We start from the raw sequence: 17,743 nt of genomic DNA, 5'->3' as shown, positions 1-17,743 counted from the left end.
TAATACATTGACACTGAAATACATTTGGGAATTTGAGGTAAGTTGGGTACACTCCGTGGCGTCAACAGGGGCCACGAGTTTGTCAGTCGACGTCGTAGGACATAATGAAAACAACTTACTGTTAATTTAATAATGCATACTGAACAAAGAGATAATAGTGAATTGCTGCTCACTGAGTGGCAAGAGCTTGTTAATTTGACTCCTTCTGGCGCTCACCAATTATTGAGCGATTTATGCGAAGAAGAATTGCGTCAGCTGGTCAGCGTGTTTTACGACTATATGCTTCAGGATAAACAGGCCAGTCTTTATCTCAATACCCAAAAAGTAGCCGATAAACTCAGTGAAAGTATGTATCACTGGCTACGTTCAGTATTGGGCAGCGCCAAAGGGTCATTATCTGTATTGCTGGAACGGCAGCAGCAGGTTGGCGTTATTCATGCGCGCATCGGCATTCCGACCGATCTGGTGGCCCGAGGGGCGCGTAAACTGAAAAATGAACTGTTCAAGCTGCTGGCCAGAAAACGAAACCTGGATGCCGCACTGATTAATCAGGCGGTCTGTTTTAGCAGTCTGGTTATGGATACTGCAATTGAGGCCATGACAACCGCGTATTCTCCCGGTTACAAAAGTGCGATGCGCGATCAGGAACGCTATCGCATTTTGTCGATTTATGATGATGTGAATGTTGAAAGGGAGCGGCAGCTTGGCGCATTAATGAATTGGGAGAATCAGTTCATTTATAACGTGGCGACCGGGCTGCCGTCTGAAGAGATTATCCTGCTGGAAAAATCGGAATTTGGTCTGTGGTTTTTTCATAAAGGCCGGCATTTGTTCAATGGTCCTGATTTATTGCAAAAGCTGGAGGGATTGATCCGGCAGGTGGATAGCCGGGTGAGAGAGACATTTCCCCATCACGTTGAAAATACAGCAATACGCACGCAATTATTACGCGACATCCGTCAGTTAATTGGGCAGGTTAACGCAATTCTGTGCTCAATGTTTGATGAATTGATCCGATTCGAAAATGGCAAGGACCCACTGACGAATCTGCTCAATCGCCGCTTCATCCCGACTATTATGCGGCGGGAAATCGCACTGGCTATCAGTTCGGGAAAACCCTTTATTCTGGCTATGATTGATATCGATCATTTTAAAAAGATCAATGATAGTTACGGGCATGAAACCGGCAATCTGACACTTAAAACGATCGCGACGAAAATATACGAAAGCGTGCGAAGCAGCGATTATGTTTTTCGTTATGGCGGCGAAGAGTTTATGGTGTTGCTGGTCGAAACCCAGGCGCAGCAAGCTTCCATGATCTTTGATTCGATTCGTCAAATGGTCGCCGGGTTGTCTATTCCGGCAATGGCGGAACAGGGGGTATCGGTGACCATCAGCGTTGGGATTGCCGAGTTCGATAACCACCCCGATTATCAGCAGCTTATCAAAAAGGCTGACAGTGCGTTGTATCAGGCCAAAGCTAACGGCCGCAATCGAATCGAGATATTTAATTAACGCAAAATGCCGGTCCCGCCAACCGGGATCGTTACGTTTGCCGTGGTGAAGACGATTAGCGCATGGTTTAACGTTACGGCGAATGCCTGGCTTTGATGCGGTCGGTTTTGTTTGTTTGGCTGGGGAATGAATAGATCAGCTTCTTGAAGCGTTTACGCGTTGTCTGCTTTGAGGAGATTCCCGTTATGATGCGCATCATTTCCGTCGTGGCCGCCGGGCTGCTGATAAGTCCAACGCTTCACGCAACGCCGCTCAACTATACTATTTCAACCAATAAAACCGTCATTAAGCTTTCATGGCGCGCATTTGGCGGTACGTCACAGGCGTATCTGGATGGCGTAACCGGGGACGTTATGCTGGATTCCGCCAAAGAAATCGATGACCGTATTGAAGTGAAAATCCCCGTCGCGACGCTCGAAGCGTCCAACAGCCTGCTGACCTATCAGCTGAAAAGCGGCCTGTTTTTTGATGCAACACACTACCCCTGGATTGTTTTCACCAGCAGCAGAGTGGTGGCGCAAGGGCATGGTCACTTTCGCGTGTTTGGTTCGCTGTCCGTCAAAAACGTTCAGCGTCCGGTCATTCTGGAGGCGACGCTGGAGGAATATGGCGGCGCATCGCCGGCGGGGGGGACGTTGTTTCTCCATGCGACAACCGCTATTTCACGTTCGGCCTTTAATATGGATCGGTTTACGGCGCTGGTGGATGACAAGGTCGCGATTAATATTGACCTTCAGGCGCAAGTCCGACGCGCATTATAACCGTCCTCCCTTATAACAGTCCGTCCTTATAACAGCCCTCCCTTCGCGCTTTGGCTGTTGCAGCGTGGAGGGAAGGGCCGCGTTATGTCAGTGACGTCTGCAATCTGAGCGCGCTATCGGCCAGTTGTGAGACCGGATTGCGGCCGATCAATACGAACTGATAGCCTCCGGTATGCCACCAGGCAAGATGCATTCCATGCCGTTGTTCATTGTTGATCGCCGTTGCGCTTCGCTGCTGCTCCGGGGAGATGCACAATGCCATCGGCCCGTAATCGGCATGCATCCAGGCAATCTGGGCGATTGAGGTGCTGTCGTAGCGCAGCATACGTACCATTTTCAGCTCGGCGCCTTGAATAGCGAGCTGCTGTTCGTTCAGATGAATGCCGATGTCCTGCGCGGTACGCGCCAGCCCCCGAGCCAGAGCGGACGATGAACTGTCCATGTCGAGCAGTGTTTCCGCGCTGTACAGTGACATGTATTGGGCCTCAAGATCGCGAATTTTCTCGCTATCGTTACGAACAGCCGAGGCGGGGCGCGCCAGATAGCCCAACCCTGAGCCAATCACCAGAAAACTGAGCGAGGCGGCAATCAGCGAACGGCGGCTAACCCCGATGCGAGGCGGCGTTTCTCCCACGACGGGAGTCGCCGCCAGCAGTTGCTCAAGTCGATTCTGCATCCGGGCCTGGGGCGCGTCATCAAGTAAAGGTGCGAAGGCTTCTTTAAACGCCAGATCGCTTTTTTGCAGCCTGGCGATGCGTTCGGCAAGCTGATCGTCATTCCTGAGCCACTGCTCGAACTGCTGCGCGTCGGTGTCATTCATCTCGCCGTCAAGCCAGGCGACGATAGCCTCGTCACTGTAGGGGGGCGTAAAATTTATTGTTCTCATGAACGTTTTTCCTTCGCGGGCGTCTGGGCGTCAACCGATTTGGCCAGAATTGTTCGTGCCGCCGCCAGCCGGCTCATAATCGTGCCGATCGGTACCGATAACGTGTCTGCCGCCTCCTGATAGGTAAACCCTTCGACATAAACTAAAAATATGGCGTTGCGCTGCGCTTCAGGAAGCGCGTTTACCCGTTGCATGATTTTCTGGTAATGCCGGCGATCGTCATTCAGCGCGTGGGTGTCCGGCGCCGGCAACTCATCGCTTTCGACAAATCCTTGCCCCATACGCACACGGCTGGCGCGCAGATCGGAAATCCAGATGGAGTGAAGAATGGAGAACAACCATCTATCGATGCGGGTTCCCGGCGTAAATTGCGCGCTCTTCTCAAGCGCGCGAACGCAGGTGGATTGCACTAATTCTTCAGCAACATCGTGACTGCGCGAGAGCACCAGACCATAACGCCACAGGCGTGTCAGATGCGCGGCAAGCTGCTGGCGAACGTCACTGGTAGTGATTTTTTTGTCCTCGCGGTGATACTCAGGATTCAGGATGCCCGTTAATAGCAGCCTGTAAGTCACGATACTCTTCGCAGCTTTGGCCGCACAGGCTGGCGATCGTTTTCAGTTGCTCCCGCGCCAGATCGGGGCGGCCTTTCACCAGCCACGCTTCACCAAGATATTCGCGTACTTTGGCATAATTCGGGTTGAGCGCCAGCGAGCGTTGATAATAGCCGATGCCTTCGTCGGTACGCCCGAGTTTTCGCGTGGCGTAACCCCGGTAGTTCCAGGCTTCGGCGGTATTGCCATTTTTCAGGGTATCGAGCAGGTTCAGCGCCGCCTGATACTCGCCTTTTTTAGCCAGGTGATAAGCGTAGTTAGTCTTATCCTGGTCGCTCAGACGGCTGGTTTTTTCAGGGATACACTGTTTCGTCGCGCTGTTATAAACCTGTCCGGCCGGGCAATCCGGCGTTTTACTGTTGGTATCGTCGTCGCCCGCAGCCAAGACCTGCGGGATATGCAAAGAAAATAGCAGTACCGGGATGGTTAGACAGCGAGCGATAGAAAGTTGGAAAGAAGAAACAGGGTTCATTTTATTTACTCCTGGGTGAATGCGTGGTGTAAGTGATGGGTAAACGCATCAGCGGTCATTTCTATTCACCGATTATTTTTATTTCACCGATTATTTTTATTCGGAAAAAAATCGAACCGGACTCAACCCGATGACGTGAGGTGAAAACTCCTCACGGCGCGGCAGGAAAGGGGTGGTATCATATCGGCCTCTTTCATCTGGAATTTTCACTGTGACCTTATTGACCTCATTTGCTGAACTGAACGCGCTTCCTGCGGAGCAACTCACCACCCTTAACGAGCTGGGCTACCAGACCATGACGCCGATTCAGGCGGCGGCGTTACCGGCGATTCTGGCAGGAAAAGACGTCCGCGCGCAGGCGAAAACCGGCAGCGGCAAAACCGCTGCTTTCGGCCTGGGCCTGTTACAGCATCTTGATGCCGGGCAGTTCAATACCCAGTCGCTGGTGCTGTGCCCGACCCGTGAACTCGCCGATCAGGTAGCAAACGAGCTGCGTCGTCTGGCTCGCTACATGCCGAACATCAAGGTGCTGACCCTCTGCGGCGGCGTACCGTTCAGCATCCAGCGCGACTCGCTGACCCATGCCCCCCACATCATTGTTGCCACGCCGGGCCGACTGCTGGATCACCTGAAAAAGGAGACGGTAAGCCTTGATGCCCTGCAGACGCTGGTGCTGGATGAAGCTGACCGGATGCTCGATATGGGCTTTGCCGACGCCATCAACGAGGTTATCGCCCACGTACCCGCCCAGCGTCAGACGCTGCTGTTTTCCGCCACCTGGCCGGATGCCATTGCCGCCATCAGTCATCGTATTCAGCGCGATCCGCTGATCATTGAAATCGGTACGGTGGATGAACTCCCGGCGGTTGAGCAGCAGTTCTATGAAGTCTCCCGCAACGGCAAACTCGATCTGCTGCAGAAACTGCTGAGCCGCGAACAGCCTGCTTCCTGCGTGGTGTTCTGTAACACCAAAAAAGACTGTCAGGCGGTATACGACGCCCTGACCGCCAGTAACCAGAGCGTACTGGCGCTGCATGGAGATATGGAACAGCGTGACCGCGATCAGACGCTGGTGCGCTTCGCTAACGGTAGCAGCCGTGTGCTGGTGGCAACCGACGTTGCCGCGCGTGGGCTGGATATCAAAGCGCTGGAGATGGTGGTTAACTACGAGCTGTCGTGGGATCCCGAAGTGCATATCCACCGCATCGGCCGTACCGCCCGCGCCGGTGAAAGCGGGCTGGCCATCAGCCTCTGCGCGCCGGAAGAGGCCCAGCGTGCGAATGCGCTCGAAGAAATGCTGAATATGAAACTCAACTGGCACCCGCTGCCGACCGGGCTGCGCATCATCCCGCTGGAAGCCACTATGGCGACGCTGTGCATCGACGGCGGCAAGAAAGCCAAAATGCGTCCCGGCGATATTCTGGGAGCGTTAACCGGTGACATGGGGTTGGATGGCGCCGATATCGGTAAGATTATGATTCACCCGACGCATGCCTACGTGGCGGTGAAGCAGTCGGTAGCCCGCCATGCGTGGAAGCAGTTGCAGCAGGGGAAAATTAAAGGCAAGGCGGTGAAAGTCCGGTTGCTGAAGTGATGTGAGAAAAAAATCACGTATGCGCTGTGGTCCTCGATTAACTGATAACGCATAAGGTTTTCTGGCCGCTCGGCGGTCAGAACCTGCTTTGTCTTTCCTATTTTAGATTTCAGAGAAAAGAGGGGAAATAGACGGTAAGCTAATTATTAGATCAGAGTAAACTATCCACTCAAGATGAAAAACAGGAGCCACGCACTTTACACTAGCGCTCCGTATAAGAATGACCTATAAATAAGTCACCGTCACCACGTTAATTCAGACGGTTTATACGTTATCTCTATGCTTTTTAGGAATAAATAGTTCGCTTTTTCTAATTGTTTCCCAATATTCATATTATTAAGGATGAATGCTATGAATGGAAATATAGTTTGCTGGGTTCGTCATTGTTTCAGTGCGGCTGTTTTTGTATCAGCCACGGCAGGTTCGTTCTCTGCCGCTGCTGATACAGTAAAAATTGACGCAAAAATCAATTACCAGACAATTCAAGGGTTTGGTGGAATGAGTGGGGTTGGGTGGATCAATGATCTGACAACAGAACAAATTAATACTGCATTCGGTAGTGATGTCGACCAGATAGGGCTATCAATTATGCGAATCAGAATTGATCCAGACTCCAGTAAATGGAATATACAGCTTCCGAGTGCACGTCAGGCCGTCTCGCTAGGGGCTAAATTAATGGCAACCCCCTGGACACCTCCCGCGTATATGAAAAGCAACAACAGCCTGATAAACGGCGGGCGTTTGCTGCCGGCATATTATTCCGCCTATACCTCGCACCTGCTGGATTTTTCCAAATACATGCAGACTAATGGTGCTTCTCTTTATGCCATTTCTATACAAAATGAACCTGACTGGAAACCCGACTATGAATCTTGTGAGTGGAGTGGTGATGAATTTAAAAACTATCTTAAATCGCAAGGCTCTAAATTTGGTTCTCTTAAAGTAATTGTCGGAGAGTCATTAGGATTTAATCCTAAATTAACTGACCCGGTATTGAATGATAGTGACGCATCAAAATACGTTGCAATCGTAGGGGGACACTTATATGGCACAACGCCTAAAGCGTATCCCTTAGCTCAAAACGCGGGTAAACAGATTTGGATGACCGAGCACTATGTTGACTCAAAGCAATCGGCTAATAACTGGACGTCAGCCCTTGAAGTGGGAGCTGAGCTGAATGCCAGCATGGTGGCAAACTATAATGCTTATGTATGGTGGTATATCCGCCGCTCCTATGGATTGCTTACTGAAGACGGCAAAGTCAGTAAGCGTGGTTATGTGATGTCTCAATATGCCCGGTTCGTTCGCCCAGGGTTCCAGCGTATTCAGGCTACGGAAAACCCCCAGTCAAATGTTCATCTGACAGCCTACAAGAACGCAGATGGAAAAATGGTCATTGTTGCGGTAAACACGAATGATTCAGATCAAATGCTGTCGTTGAATATCAGTAATGCCAACGTCGGTAAATTTGAAAAATACAGCACATCCGCGGTGATGAATGTTGAATATGGCGGAACATATCAGGTCGATAATAGCGGCAAAGCGACGGTATGGCTGAATCCGTTAAGTGTGACGACCTTTGTCAGTAAATAACCAGTCCTGTTAGCCCGATTGGTTCTGATAAATCAGACTGAAAGCATGAGAGTTACCGATTGCGATAGGGGATAGCGCCCTGATGCAAAAAAGTAACTCTCATGTTGCTTACTAATAATCTTCATTAAACACAACGCATGCTTACTGAATCAGGCTGAAGAAATCGGTAATCTGATTGATTGGGGAAGAGAATAATCAGGGAAGAGATCAACGTTTGGCGTTGTATTCGACCTGCACGAGCGTTTTCCATAATTTTATCTGGCTGTGTTTTGGATTAAAAAATCAATCAGCGTCTTGACTCTTTTGGTTTTACCCGCGCTTTTAGGGTAGTAGAGATAAACTGGCGGATAGGTTTTCCAGTAAGACTCCATCACGGGAATAAACTTCTCTTTATCCGGCTGTAACCGATAAATGGGTTCAAATAGCCTGCCAATACCCAAGCTGTTACGTATTCCGTCAGCCATAACGTCAATATCGTTGCTGATTAACTGGCCCGGCATATCAACGGTCAATTGCTCTCCTTTATAATCCAGAATCAGTGGAAGGATGCGATTATTAGTAATGAATCGGTAACCGATAAGTCTGTGCTGGTGAAGATCGGCTGGTGACGCCGGCGTACCGAACGCTTTAAGATATGCCGCTGAAGCGTACAGCCCTTCCCGAAAAGGCTTCATCAGCTGGCGCGCAACAACGCCGCCCTCAAGAATGTCGCCAAACCGAATCCCCAGATCGAATCTTTCATCAATGATATTGATGGTCCCGTCGTAAACGGAAATCTCAAGTTGGATCCCCGGATAACGCTGGCAAAACTCCGCCATCGCGGGTTTGAGTATAAGCAGGTAAGCGAAGCGGGAGAGGGTAATCCTGATCAGACCTGATGGTTCCTGATTTTGATCTTTTATGCTTTCCAGTGCTTTTTCCAACGAGTCCACGGCGACAGCGGTCTGCTCTAACAACTGCTGTCCGGCATCCGTCAGTTCAATACGCCGCGTTGTGCGGACAAACAGGGGATGACCAATGTGCTGTTCAAGGAGTTTGAGCGCCTTACTGACCGAGGGAGGGGTGATCTCCAGTTTTCTTGCGGCAGCCGAGATACTGCCCTCGCGCGCAATGCTCTGGAAGATGCGTATTTGGTTGTATATCACGTTATTCATCACGTCATCCTGATGCAATGGGCTACTGATTATTAACCACAGGCTAAATATCCTTGAATCAATGATGGCCTAATCTTATCAAAATCGCGAGCTTATACTTCTCCTCGGTTACTCCCCTGTTTGTTAAGTTCAGGAGCCTGAAATGAGAATGTTGTGTCTGGATATACCTGCCACCGGAGCCACTCTGGAAAATTATGCCCCTCATCTGACTTCGGAGGCTTTACATGCCTGGGGTTTGTATAAATCCGGCGTTATCAGGGATATCTATTTCCGTCAGGATCGCCCTGGCGTAGCAATTTTTCTGGAGTGCGATTCGGTAGACGAAGCCAGAACGGTCATGGCGGATTTCCCGCTTGCAAAAGCCGGTCTGCTTGCCTTTGAGTGCATCCCTCTTGGCTCATTTACTAACTGGGAAACGCTTTTTTCCAGCGAGTACAAAAATCAGTCAGAGGAAGCGATGAAATGAAATCAGACCTGAAGCCCGTATTGTGCGTCGTCACCAGCCATCCGATAAAAGGTGCGTCCGGTGTTGCTACCGGATTCTACATGGCCGAACTCACGCACCCCATGAAAGTTCTGGAAGACGCAGGGATCAAAACGATTATTGCCAGCATACGCGGAGGCCAGCCGCCGGTGGACGGCTTCGAGCTTAGCGATCCCGCGAACGCCTGGTTCTGGAACGAAACCGATTTTCAGCATCGATTGGCCAACACACCGCCCTTATCTGAACTGAATGGCGCAGACTATTCCGCCGTCTTCTTTGCCGGTGGGCACGGAACCATGTGGGACTACCGCGATAGTCAAGATGCGCAGCGGATTATCCGGGAAGTTTACGAAAGCGGTGGGATCGTCTCTGCCGTATGTCACGGCCCGGCTGCGCTTGTCGATGCAAAACTCAGTAACGGTGAATCCCTTGTGAAAGGTAAGAATGTTGCGGCCTTCACCAATAAAGAAGAGCACGAAGTACAGGGAACGGCAATCGTGCCTTTTCTGTTAGAAACCGCCCTCAGGGAGCATGGCGCACTTCACCATGAGGCGCCTAATTGGTCAGTAAATATTATTACTGATGGGCGCTTAATTACCGGTCAAAACCCGGCCTCAGCGCACGGCGTTGGCGTGGCTCTGGTGGACGCGCTGCTATAGCGATTGGCTGATTTCTCCACTTATCAGGACACTGATACCGGATTGCCGCGGTTCTCACTGCTTCAATTTTGCCTTACGTTCAACAACCCTCAATCTTTGTGGCCGGATGCAGCAGCATGCCGCCGGCCGTTTTTTCCGGAGAAAGAAATGAAACATTTACCGAAAATAGCGCTGGGAACCTGGTCCTGGGGGGCGGGATTCGCAGGTGGAGACACCGTATTCGGTAACAGTCTCTCTGATAAACAGATGGAAGACGTGTTCAGTACCGCTATGGATAAGGGGCTTAACCTTTGGGACACCGCCGCCGTTTATGGGATGGGCAGCTCCGAAACGGCTCTGGGGACGCTGGTTCGCCGGTATCCGCGTAACGACATCATTTTATCCACTAAATTTACGCCGCAAATTGCTGATGAGAAAGCCGCCCAGCCCGTGACCGCCATGCTTGAGGAAAGCCTTGAGCGTCTTGGCGTTCAGGCGATTGATATCTACTGGATCCATAATCCTTCTGATGTAGAGAAATGGGTGCCGGGTCTTATTCCACTTTTACAAAGTGGCAGGGTTAAGCACGTTGGGGTGTCCAATCACAGTCTGGAGCAGATCAAGCGGGCAAATGAAATCCTTAAGCCGGCAGGTTTTTCAGTAAGCGCGGTTCAGAATCACTACAGTCTGTTGTATCGGTCATCAGAAGATGCCGGGATCCTCGACTATTGCCATAAGAATAACATCATATTTTTTGCCTACATGGTGCTGGAACAAGGGGCGCTGAGCGGTCGTTACAGCCCGGAAAACCCTATGCCTCCCGGCAGCGGGCGAGCTGAAACCTATAACAACGTTTTACCGCAGTTGGAAAATCTAACCGAGGCGATGAAGGCTATTGGTGCAGCCAGAAACGCCAGCGTCGCGCAGGTCGCCATCGCATGGGCAGTGGCGAAAGGCACGCTGCCTATTATCGGAGCCACAAAAGTACATCATGTGCTGGACGCTGCCGGCGCAGCGGAAATCCAACTCAGCGCCGACGAAACTGAAATGCTGGAACGCCTGGCTGAAGAAACGGGCGTTGATACCCGCGGCGCATGGGAAAAACCGATGATTTAGCACGTTTATCATGGAATAAGCGGCTGAGATTAAGCCATTGATTCGTGGCTTAGCGCTGACAACACGGACAGTTAAAGGGAAGAACCGTTATGACATCAGGATTTTCCGTCGGGCGTCGCAACGTGCTACGGGCTGGATTCAACGTTCTGGCGGGTATAGCCATGTCCAGCCTGTTCTCTCGTTTTACTACGGCTGCGGTCATCCACCTCCACGAGCGGAGAGCGAAAACGATGAAAGTCATTTGCCTTGAAGAACATACTCTGGATAAACCGCTGGGCATGGCATCCTTGCCCGTAGCGCTTGCTCAGGCACCGTTTCTTTCTGACTGGGGACGGACCGTGTCTGATGGCAATAATCCGGATCGACGCCGTCCGCAAATCGAAAAAAACGGCCTGATTAATGTTAAGGGCGCAGACATTGGCGACGGGCGTTTAAACGATATGGACAATGCCGGTATTACCATGCAGGTTTTGTCGATCGGAGGATTTCCTCATCTTGCCCCGGCCGCTGACGTCATCAATCTGAGCCGCGCGGCTAACGACCGCCTCGCCGAGGCGGTGAGCCGTAATCCCGGCCGGTTCGCAGCTTTCGCGACGCTTCCCTGGGCGCAGCCCGATGCGGCCGAAGAGGAGCTTGGGAGGGCGGTCAATCAGTTGGGGTTCAAAGGCGCGCTGTTAAACGGCAGGCCATCAGAAAATTTTCTCGACCATCCGGACTTCGAAAGCCTTTTGTCCCGTTTTAACGAGCTCAAAGTGCCGCTCTATCTGCATCCGGGGCTGCCGGTTCACACCGTGCAGCAGGCTTATTACAGTGGCTTCAGCGATGAGGTTTCCGCCAGGCTGTCAATGTTTGGCTGGGGATGGCATCACGAAGCGGGGATTCATTTGCTGCGATTAATCCTGTCCGGCGCATTCGACCGATACCCTGATTTGCAGGTGATCAGCGGTCACTGGGGAGAGATGTTGCCGTTCTGGTTACAACGTCTTGACGATAGTATTCCGCAGGCTGCTTCAGGTTTGCATCGCTCCATGACGCAGACCTTTCAGGAGCAGGTTTACGTTACGCCCAGCGGTATGCTGACTTTGCCCCATTTCCGGTTTATTTATGAATTTATGGGGGCTAAGCGAATTCTTTTCTCTGTCGATTATCCCTACCAGACTCTGGATGGCGTGATGGAGTTTATCCAACGCTTGCCCATCGCTGAAGAAGAAAAAGAAGCGATAGCCTTCCGCAATGCGGAGCAGTTACTCGGCTTAATATCTTAACGAGAGACTAACTCCGGCATCACAAGGGAAGGTCAATCTGGCTTTTGCTTATTATTAGTTTTTAGCTAAAAGTCCTTAAGCTATTAGTACCCTAAAAAACAGAATCTGACCTGCCTATACTGTACATCTGTGATACAACGCACTGTTAACGAGCTAAAAATGCAAAACATATTGATTATTTCAGGACATCCTAATCTTAAGGAGTCCGTAGGTAATGTGGTAATTCTGGACGAGGTGGCTCAGGCTCTGCCTGACGTTGAAATCCGTTGTCTGGATACGCTGTATCCGGATTACAACATCGACGTTGCAGCGGAGCAGGAAGCGCTGCTGAAAGCCGACGTAATTGTCTGGCAGTTTCCTTTTTCCTGGTATTCGCTGCCAGGAATTATGAAATTATGGCTCGATCGGGTTTTTGTTCACGGATTTGCTCATGGGTCAACGGCAAAACTCGGTGGTAAAAAACTCATTCTCTCTTTCACTACCGGGGCACCTCAAGCGCTTTATTCCTCTGAAGGATTCTTTGGTCATACCATTGAAGATTATCTGACTCAGTTTGAGACTACCGCGGTGCTGTGTAATCTGGATATGCAGGAACCGGTTTATACCTGCGGCATTAGTTATGCGGATCGCGACGAAGCCAAAATAGCGCAACAGCAAACGATGGCAAAAGAACACGCCTCACGTCTGATTGCTATCTTGAAAGCGTTATCACCCGAATAGATGAAGGAGCAACGGATGAAATGGATTCAATTCTGTAGAGCAGCAAAAATTGCCATTATTTTTATGTTTCTGTTTCCGGTCAGTAAAGCCACCAGCAACGATAAGACTAATATTAAAACACTCGTTATCGTTTCCCATCCTTATCCGGAACGCTCTGTTATGACCAAGGGTTTGCAGGCGGCAGCGGAGCGCGTTGAAGGCGTGACGGTTCGTAATCTCGAAACGATCTATGGTTTTGACACGCGCAAAATTAATGCTGAAGAAGAGCGGCGGATAATGCGGGAACATGCACGCATTGTTTTTATATTTCCGACCCACTGGTTCAATATTACCCCCATGATGAAAGCCTGGATGAATGACACATGGGGCAATGTTGGGCCGGGATTATGGCAAGGTAAAGAGATGCTCATCGTCAGCACGGCGGCTGGCGGAGACTCTACTTATGGCGAAGCCGGCAGAATCGGCGTCACGCTTGCTGATGTATTTTTGCCAATGAAAGCAAGCGCTTTACACGCCGGTATGACTTATCTTGCACCGCTTGTCTTTCTGCACGCCAGCAGCAGCCGGCTTGCAGAATATCAGCGACAACTTATTGAACGTCTTAAAATGTAGATTGATAGATTCTCATCCGATAACCCGTTATTAAACAAAGGCAAACTGTGAAAAATATCATAGCCATTGCACTATTCCTGCTGAGCAGTAGCCCTGTTTTTGCTCAGAGTGCAGCATCTGTGGATAAACCCATTATGAATATCTTCGAACTCGACATCAAAACGGGGAAAAACCATCTATATAACGAAATTGCCAGAAGCAATATTACCGCTTCCATAGAAAATGAACGCGGCACATTAGCGATGTACGCTTTACGGCGTAAAGATAATCCTCATCATGCGTATATGATTGAAATTTATTCGGGCCATGATGCTTACAACAAACATTTAGATTCAAATCAGTATAAGGATTTTATTAAACGAGCGCCCGAACTGATTGATCAGAAGCGCAAAACGGAAGTCACGCCACAGTTTCTAAGCGATAAGAAAATCGTACAGAACGAAAAGACGATAAATAACCTGGTTATTGTCGATGTGAAACCTGAGTATCAGCAAGCGTTCAGAAATATTGTGCTACCTGAAATGGCCGAATCTTTGAGGGTTGAGGAGGGCGTACTGGCTATGTACGCCGCGACCGATGCTAATAAGGAAAGCCGCTGGTACTTCTATGAAATTTACGCCAGTGAAACTGAATATCAACGGCACCGAGAAACGCCGCACTTCAGGGCTTATATAACGCAAACGACAGAAATGACGACCAGGAAAGCGTCTATTCCGGTTGTGCCGGACTTTCTCAGGAATAAGGGTGATATGAAGGCGAGTGATGAACAACATTAAATATCATCTCTGAAACATCATCTACTTAATTGATAAATGAGGTTTTGCTATGAAAAAGGCTATTGCCGCCGCCGCGATGTCACTCGTTCTGGCAGAGTTTGCATCTGCTGAAGAAAAACAAGGTGAAGCTATGTTGAAAGTTAATCCATCAATCCTGTCAGTTGCCGATATTCAGTCGGTTTCCCCCGCACTGGCCCGCTTCGGGAGTGAAGTGATAACGAATGACCTCTGGAAACGAGGCGAGCTATCCCAGCGCGACCGTAGCATTGTAACGGTGGCTATTCTTATTGCCAGAAACCAGCCCGCAGAGCTCAAACATTATGTCGGGGTCGCCCTCGATAGCGGGGTTACGACGGTTGAAATATCAGAAATAGTTACCCACCTGGCTTTTTATTCCGGCTGGCCAAATGCGATGTCCGCCATTGCGGTCATCAAAGGCGTTTTTCACGATCGCGGAATTGGGGCAGAACAGTTAGCCGAAGCCTCTCCGGTGCTTTTGCCGCTTAATCAGGAGGCGGAGAAACAGCGTTCAGAAACGGTAGAAAAAAACGTCGGGCCTATTTCTCCCGGGCTGGTGAAATTTACGGCCGACCCTCTCTTTCTTGACTTGTGGCAGAGGCCCGCGCTGAAGCCCCGCGATCGAAGCCTCGTGACGGTCAGCGCGCTGATTGCATCGGGACAGAGTGCGCAAATTAGTTACCACCTTAACCGGGCGATGGACAATGGGCTGACCGCTGAAGAGGCTGGTGAGCTTGTGACTCATGCCGCGTTCTATGCCGGCTGGCCAAATGCTTTTTCAGCAGCCCCGGTTGTAGGCGAGGTTTTGCGCGCCCGCGTAACGAAAGCAGGGTAAGAAGGGCGGTAGATAAGAATACAACGTTCAATAATATAAAAACGATTTTATCATGGCCGGTGCTGTGTAATACCAGTGAGCATAATGTCCTTATACCGTTATGGTACTCACCTATGTGTTCAGTTTGGGCTGGGCTTCCATAAGATCATCTGAGCATTCTGAAAAGAAAAACCCACGCAATTACGTGGGTTTTATCAGGTATGTTGTTTCTTATGAGATTCGGCGAAATCTCATTAGACAACAGAAATTATTTTAGACGTTGAACAAGAAGTTCATAATATCGCCATCCTTAACGATATATTCTTTCCCTTCTGAACGCATTTTGCCGGCCTCTTTGGCGCCTTGTTCACCTTTGTACGTGATGAAATCGTCAAAGGCGATGGTCTGGGCGCGGATAAAACCTTTCTCGAAGTCGGTGTGGATTTTACCGGCCGCCTGCGGGGCAGTGGCGCCGACCGGGATGGTCCAGGCGCGGACTTCTTTCACCCCGGCGGTGAAGTAAGTTTGCAGGTTAAGCAACTCATAACCGGCGCGGATCACGCGGTTCAGCCCCGGCTCTTCCAGACCTAACTCGGCCATGAATTCGTCGCGCTCGGCGTCGTCCAGCTCGGCGATGTCCGATTCCACGGCAGCACAGACGGGAACAACCACAGAACCTTCTTTGGCGGCGATTTCACGCACCTGATCCAGATACGGGTTGTTCTCGAAGCCGTCTTCGTTGACGTTGGCGATGTACATGGTTGGCTTCAACGTCAGGAAGCTCAGGTAACGAATGGCTGCTTTCTCTTCCGTACTCAGGTCCAATGCGCGCAGCATGCCGGCTTTTTCCAGCTGCGGCAGGCATTTTTCCAGCGCCGCTTGTTCAATTTTGGCGTCTTTATCGCCGCCTTTAGCTTTCTTTTGTACACGGTGCAGCGCACGCTCACAGGTGTCCAGATCCGACAGCGCCAGCTCGGTGTTGATGGTATCGATATCGTCAGCCGGATTGACCTTGCCCGAAACGTGGATGATGTTGTCGTTTTCAAAACAGCGCACCACGTGGCCGATGGCTTCGGTTTCGCGGATGTTGGTCAGGAACTGGTTGCCCAAACCTTCGCCTTTGGACGCGCCTTTTACCAGACCGGCGATATCCACAAATTCCATGGTGGTGGGGACGGTACGCTGTGGTTTGACAATCTCGGCCAACTGGTCGAGGCGCAGGTCCGGCATCGGCACTACGCCGGTGTTAGGCTCGATAGTACAAAACGGAAAGTTGGCCGCTTCGATGCCGGCTTTGGTCAGCGCGTTGAACAGAGTGGATTTACCCACGTTAGGCAGCCCAACGATACCGCATTTGAATCCCATGTTTATGTCACCTTAAAAATCACTAATCATCAGACTTTCGTTGCAAAAAGCCTGTCAGAATGGAAAAAGTCAGTCTTGACGCCAATTATACACATAATGCGGCATGAACTCGATCCGCCCGATCGCCCATTACGACGCTTTGAACGCGTGCAGACGGTTCATGGCTTTGATCATGTCTTCCTTCATCAGGATATCGGTGCAGCGCAATGATTCGTCAATCGCCTGATCGATCAGCGCCTGTTCGCTGGTGGGCGGCTTACCCAGCACAAATCCCACCACCTTATTTTTATCGCCCGGATGGCCGATGCCGATGCGCAACCGATGAAAATTGGGGTTGTTGCCGAGTTTGCTGACGATATCCTTCAGCCCATTGTGGCCGCCGTGACCGCCGCCGAGCTTCAGTTTGGCGACGCCGGGCGGCAGATCCAGTTCATCATGCGCCACCAGAATTTCATCCGGCGCGATACGGTAAAAGGTCGCCATCGCCGCCACCGCTTTGCCGCTCAGGTTCATGAACGTGGTGGGCACCAGCAGGCGCACATCCTTGCCTGCCAGCGTCAGGCGCGCGGTATAGCCGAAAAACTTGCTCTCTTCTTTCAGCGACTGCCGGTAGGCTTCCGCCAGACGGTCAACGTACCAGGCACCGGCGTTATGGCGGGTGGCGGCGTATTCGGCGCCGGGGTTGGCCAGACCTACAATCAATTTGATGCCACTCACAGTTTAATACCACTCATAATTCGATACGACTCACGCGATACGTTTCCGGATTGGGTGCCGCCGGAGGCAACGCAACTCACCGGGATAATTGGCAAAGTCGTTAGTTTAACTCAGGGGAAGTTGATCACCAACATGTGATCCTTCACGCAACCCCATTGTGAAGTGCTGTTTATACTGTGAACAGATCAGAAAGACACGCAGCAATATTCTGATTATTTCCACTGGATATTTCTGGAGGTGAAATATGAAACGTAGAAATGCTGTGATGGTAGGCAACGCATTTATGGGATTAGGTATGTTGCTTATGATTGCCGGAATAGCCTATTCGATTGCCAATCAGCTGCCTGAATTGAATTTGCCGGGTTCGCTCTATTATATAGAACTGCTGGCTATTTTTGCCGGTGCTATTCTGTGGCTGGCCGGCGCGCGTATTGGCGGGCGGGAAAACGTGACGGATCGTTATTGGTGGCTGAAGCACTTTGATAAGCGCTGCCGCCGCGAACGGCATCTATAAATAGTTCTGCATATTAATGGGTTATCCTTTTCCATTCTGACGCATAACGTTGACCGGATAAAGCGGAACGGCAGATAAGAGCAAGGATAATATTATGTGCTCACATGGCTATTTA

19 protein-coding genes are annotated in these 17,743 nt (G+C 50.6%); 13 read left to right on the top strand and 6 right to left on the bottom strand.

Annotated features, from left to right (window positions below; all coding sequences use genetic code 11):
- Positions 1-132 precede the first annotated feature (132 nt).
- Both DXXMK7_RS10990 and DXXMK7_RS10985 read left to right on the top strand, forming a co-directional pair.
- On the top strand, positions 133-1,515 hold the full coding sequence (locus tag DXXMK7_RS10990) for a diguanylate cyclase (protein ID WP_038919131.1): 1,383 nt from the start codon (positions 133-135) through the stop codon (positions 1,513-1,515).
- A gap of 185 nt (positions 1,516-1,700) precedes the next feature.
- Complete coding sequence (locus DXXMK7_RS10985) at positions 1,701-2,276, top strand: YceI family protein (RefSeq protein ID WP_038919130.1); 576 nt, start codon at positions 1,701-1,703, stop codon at positions 2,274-2,276.
- Positions 2,277-2,358: 82 nt separating this feature from the next.
- On the opposite strand, the gene DXXMK7_RS10980 is transcribed toward DXXMK7_RS10985, so the two are convergent.
- From DXXMK7_RS10980 to DXXMK7_RS10970, 3 genes are read right to left on the bottom strand one after another with little or no spacing between them, the layout of a single operon-like run.
- Entirely contained in the window at positions 2,359-3,162 is an 804-nt protein-coding gene (locus tag DXXMK7_RS10980) for an anti-sigma factor (protein WP_038919129.1), read from the bottom strand.
- Positions 3,159-3,737 carry a sigma-70 family RNA polymerase sigma factor gene (locus DXXMK7_RS10975; RefSeq protein WP_371205617.1) on the bottom strand — a complete coding sequence of 193 codons (579 nt, stop codon included), beginning with the start codon at positions 3,735-3,737 and terminating at the stop codon, positions 3,159-3,161. Before DXXMK7_RS10975 ends, DXXMK7_RS10980 begins: the two co-directional genes overlap by 4 nt.
- Positions 3,697-4,248: a tetratricopeptide repeat protein gene (locus tag DXXMK7_RS10970; protein WP_038919127.1), complete on the bottom strand. Its 552-nt coding sequence runs from the start codon at positions 4,246-4,248 to the stop codon at positions 3,697-3,699. Before DXXMK7_RS10970 ends, DXXMK7_RS10975 begins: the two co-directional genes overlap by 41 nt.
- A gap of 220 nt (positions 4,249-4,468) precedes the next feature.
- Here DXXMK7_RS10970 and dbpA point away from each other — a divergent pair, with 220 nt between their 5' ends.
- On the top strand, positions 4,469-5,842 hold the full coding sequence (dbpA, locus tag DXXMK7_RS10965) for an ATP-dependent RNA helicase DbpA (protein WP_038920975.1): 1,374 nt from the start codon (positions 4,469-4,471) through the stop codon (positions 5,840-5,842).
- Between the two features lie 351 nt (positions 5,843-6,193).
- Positions 6,194-7,435: a glycoside hydrolase family 30 beta sandwich domain-containing protein gene (locus DXXMK7_RS10960; protein ID WP_038919126.1), complete on the top strand. Its 1,242-nt coding sequence runs from the start codon at positions 6,194-6,196 to the stop codon at positions 7,433-7,435.
- A 254-nt stretch (positions 7,436-7,689) separates the two neighbouring features.
- Here the strand turns inward: DXXMK7_RS10960 and DXXMK7_RS10955 are convergent, their stop codons facing one another.
- Positions 7,690-8,589, bottom strand: a complete 900-nt coding sequence (locus DXXMK7_RS10955) for a LysR family transcriptional regulator (protein ID WP_038919125.1) — start codon at positions 8,587-8,589, stop codon at positions 7,690-7,692.
- A gap of 142 nt (positions 8,590-8,731) precedes the next feature.
- On the opposite strand from DXXMK7_RS10955, the gene DXXMK7_RS10950 reads away from it, so the two are divergent.
- The 8 genes from DXXMK7_RS10950 (at position 8,732) to DXXMK7_RS10915 (ending at position 15,053) form a co-directional block, all read left to right on the top strand.
- Positions 8,732-9,055, top strand: a complete 324-nt coding sequence (locus DXXMK7_RS10950; protein ID WP_038919124.1) for a hypothetical protein — start codon at positions 8,732-8,734, stop codon at positions 9,053-9,055.
- Positions 9,052-9,732, top strand: a complete 681-nt coding sequence (locus tag DXXMK7_RS10945) for a type 1 glutamine amidotransferase domain-containing protein (RefSeq protein ID WP_038919123.1) — start codon at positions 9,052-9,054, stop codon at positions 9,730-9,732. The genes DXXMK7_RS10950 and DXXMK7_RS10945 overlap by 4 nt, the downstream gene beginning before the upstream one ends.
- Before the next feature lie 147 nt (positions 9,733-9,879).
- Positions 9,880-10,827 carry an aldo/keto reductase gene (locus tag DXXMK7_RS10940; protein ID WP_038919122.1) on the top strand — a complete coding sequence of 316 codons (948 nt, stop codon included), beginning with the start codon at positions 9,880-9,882 and terminating at the stop codon, positions 10,825-10,827.
- A 230-nt stretch (positions 10,828-11,057) separates the two neighbouring features.
- Positions 11,058-12,092 carry an amidohydrolase family protein gene (locus tag DXXMK7_RS10935; protein WP_038920973.1) on the top strand — a complete coding sequence of 345 codons (1,035 nt, stop codon included), beginning with the start codon at positions 11,058-11,060 and terminating at the stop codon, positions 12,090-12,092.
- A gap of 159 nt (positions 12,093-12,251) precedes the next feature.
- Positions 12,252-12,812 (top strand): NAD(P)H-dependent oxidoreductase, encoded by a 561-nt coding sequence (locus DXXMK7_RS10930; protein ID WP_038919121.1) that lies wholly within the window; start codon positions 12,252-12,254, stop codon positions 12,810-12,812.
- A 63-nt stretch (positions 12,813-12,875) separates the two neighbouring features.
- Positions 12,876-13,424 (top strand): NAD(P)H-dependent oxidoreductase, encoded by a 549-nt coding sequence (locus DXXMK7_RS10925; protein WP_049842565.1) that lies wholly within the window; start codon positions 12,876-12,878, stop codon positions 13,422-13,424.
- 47 nt (positions 13,425-13,471) lie between these two features.
- A complete protein-coding gene (locus DXXMK7_RS10920; protein ID WP_038919119.1) occupies positions 13,472-14,200 on the top strand; it encodes a putative quinol monooxygenase in 729 nt (242 codons plus the stop codon).
- Between the two features lie 49 nt (positions 14,201-14,249).
- Positions 14,250-15,053 carry a carboxymuconolactone decarboxylase family protein gene (locus DXXMK7_RS10915; RefSeq protein ID WP_038919118.1) on the top strand — a complete coding sequence of 268 codons (804 nt, stop codon included), beginning with the start codon at positions 14,250-14,252 and terminating at the stop codon, positions 15,051-15,053.
- A gap of 252 nt (positions 15,054-15,305) precedes the next feature.
- Here DXXMK7_RS10915 and ychF read toward each other — a convergent pair whose 3' ends face one another.
- Both ychF and pth read right to left on the bottom strand, forming a co-directional pair.
- Entirely contained in the window at positions 15,306-16,397 is a 1,092-nt protein-coding gene (ychF, locus tag DXXMK7_RS10910; protein ID WP_038919117.1) for a redox-regulated ATPase YchF, read from the bottom strand.
- Between the two features lie 129 nt (positions 16,398-16,526).
- A complete protein-coding gene (pth, locus tag DXXMK7_RS10905; protein WP_038658503.1) occupies positions 16,527-17,114 on the bottom strand; it encodes an aminoacyl-tRNA hydrolase in 588 nt (195 codons plus the stop codon).
- 244 nt (positions 17,115-17,358) lie between these two features.
- Here pth and ychH point away from each other — a divergent pair, with 244 nt between their 5' ends.
- Positions 17,359-17,628 carry a stress-induced protein YchH gene (ychH, locus tag DXXMK7_RS10900; RefSeq protein WP_038919116.1) on the top strand — a complete coding sequence of 90 codons (270 nt, stop codon included), beginning with the start codon at positions 17,359-17,361 and terminating at the stop codon, positions 17,626-17,628.
- Positions 17,629-17,743: the final 115 nt, after the last annotated feature.

Source organism: Dickeya sp. MK7 (assembly GCF_000406305.1).
Classification (GTDB): Bacteria; Pseudomonadota; Gammaproteobacteria; order Enterobacterales; family Enterobacteriaceae; genus Dickeya; species Dickeya fangzhongdai.
The sequence above is the reverse complement of the archived record's forward strand: the minus strand, read 5'-3'. Positions and strand labels throughout refer to the sequence as shown.

What these genes read in the sequence shown, in the direction of transcription:
- DXXMK7_RS10960 (WP_038919126.1), top strand. Translation starts at nt 6,194, where the DNA reads ATGAATGGAAATATAGTTTGCTGGGTTCGTCATTGTTTCAGTGCGGCT.
- DXXMK7_RS10915 (WP_038919118.1), top strand. Translation starts at nt 14,250, where the DNA reads ATGAAAAAGGCTATTGCCGCCGCCGCGATGTCACTCGTTCTGGCAGAG.
- ychH (WP_038919116.1), top strand. Translation starts at nt 17,359, where the DNA reads ATGAAACGTAGAAATGCTGTGATGGTAGGCAACGCATTTATGGGATTA.
- DXXMK7_RS10990 (WP_038919131.1), top strand. Translation starts at nt 133, where the DNA reads ATGCATACTGAACAAAGAGATAATAGTGAATTGCTGCTCACTGAGTGG.
- DXXMK7_RS10940 (WP_038919122.1), top strand. Translation starts at nt 9,880, where the DNA reads ATGAAACATTTACCGAAAATAGCGCTGGGAACCTGGTCCTGGGGGGCG.
- ychF (WP_038919117.1), bottom strand. Translation starts at nt 16,397, where the DNA reads ATGGGATTCAAATGCGGTATCGTTGGGCTGCCTAACGTGGGTAAATCC.
- DXXMK7_RS10925 (WP_049842565.1), top strand. Translation starts at nt 12,876, where the DNA reads ATGTTTCTGTTTCCGGTCAGTAAAGCCACCAGCAACGATAAGACTAAT.
- DXXMK7_RS10930 (WP_038919121.1), top strand. Translation starts at nt 12,252, where the DNA reads ATGCAAAACATATTGATTATTTCAGGACATCCTAATCTTAAGGAGTCC.
- DXXMK7_RS10935 (WP_038920973.1), top strand. Translation starts at nt 11,058, where the DNA reads ATGAAAGTCATTTGCCTTGAAGAACATACTCTGGATAAACCGCTGGGC.
- DXXMK7_RS10945 (WP_038919123.1), top strand. Translation starts at nt 9,052, where the DNA reads ATGAAATCAGACCTGAAGCCCGTATTGTGCGTCGTCACCAGCCATCCG.
- DXXMK7_RS10955 (WP_038919125.1), bottom strand. Translation starts at nt 8,589, where the DNA reads ATGAATAACGTGATATACAACCAAATACGCATCTTCCAGAGCATTGCG.
- DXXMK7_RS10970 (WP_038919127.1), bottom strand. Translation starts at nt 4,248, where the DNA reads ATGAACCCTGTTTCTTCTTTCCAACTTTCTATCGCTCGCTGTCTAACC.
- DXXMK7_RS10980 (WP_038919129.1), bottom strand. Translation starts at nt 3,162, where the DNA reads ATGAGAACAATAAATTTTACGCCCCCCTACAGTGACGAGGCTATCGTC.
- DXXMK7_RS10950 (WP_038919124.1), top strand. Translation starts at nt 8,732, where the DNA reads ATGAGAATGTTGTGTCTGGATATACCTGCCACCGGAGCCACTCTGGAA.
- DXXMK7_RS10985 (WP_038919130.1), top strand. Translation starts at nt 1,701, where the DNA reads ATGATGCGCATCATTTCCGTCGTGGCCGCCGGGCTGCTGATAAGTCCA.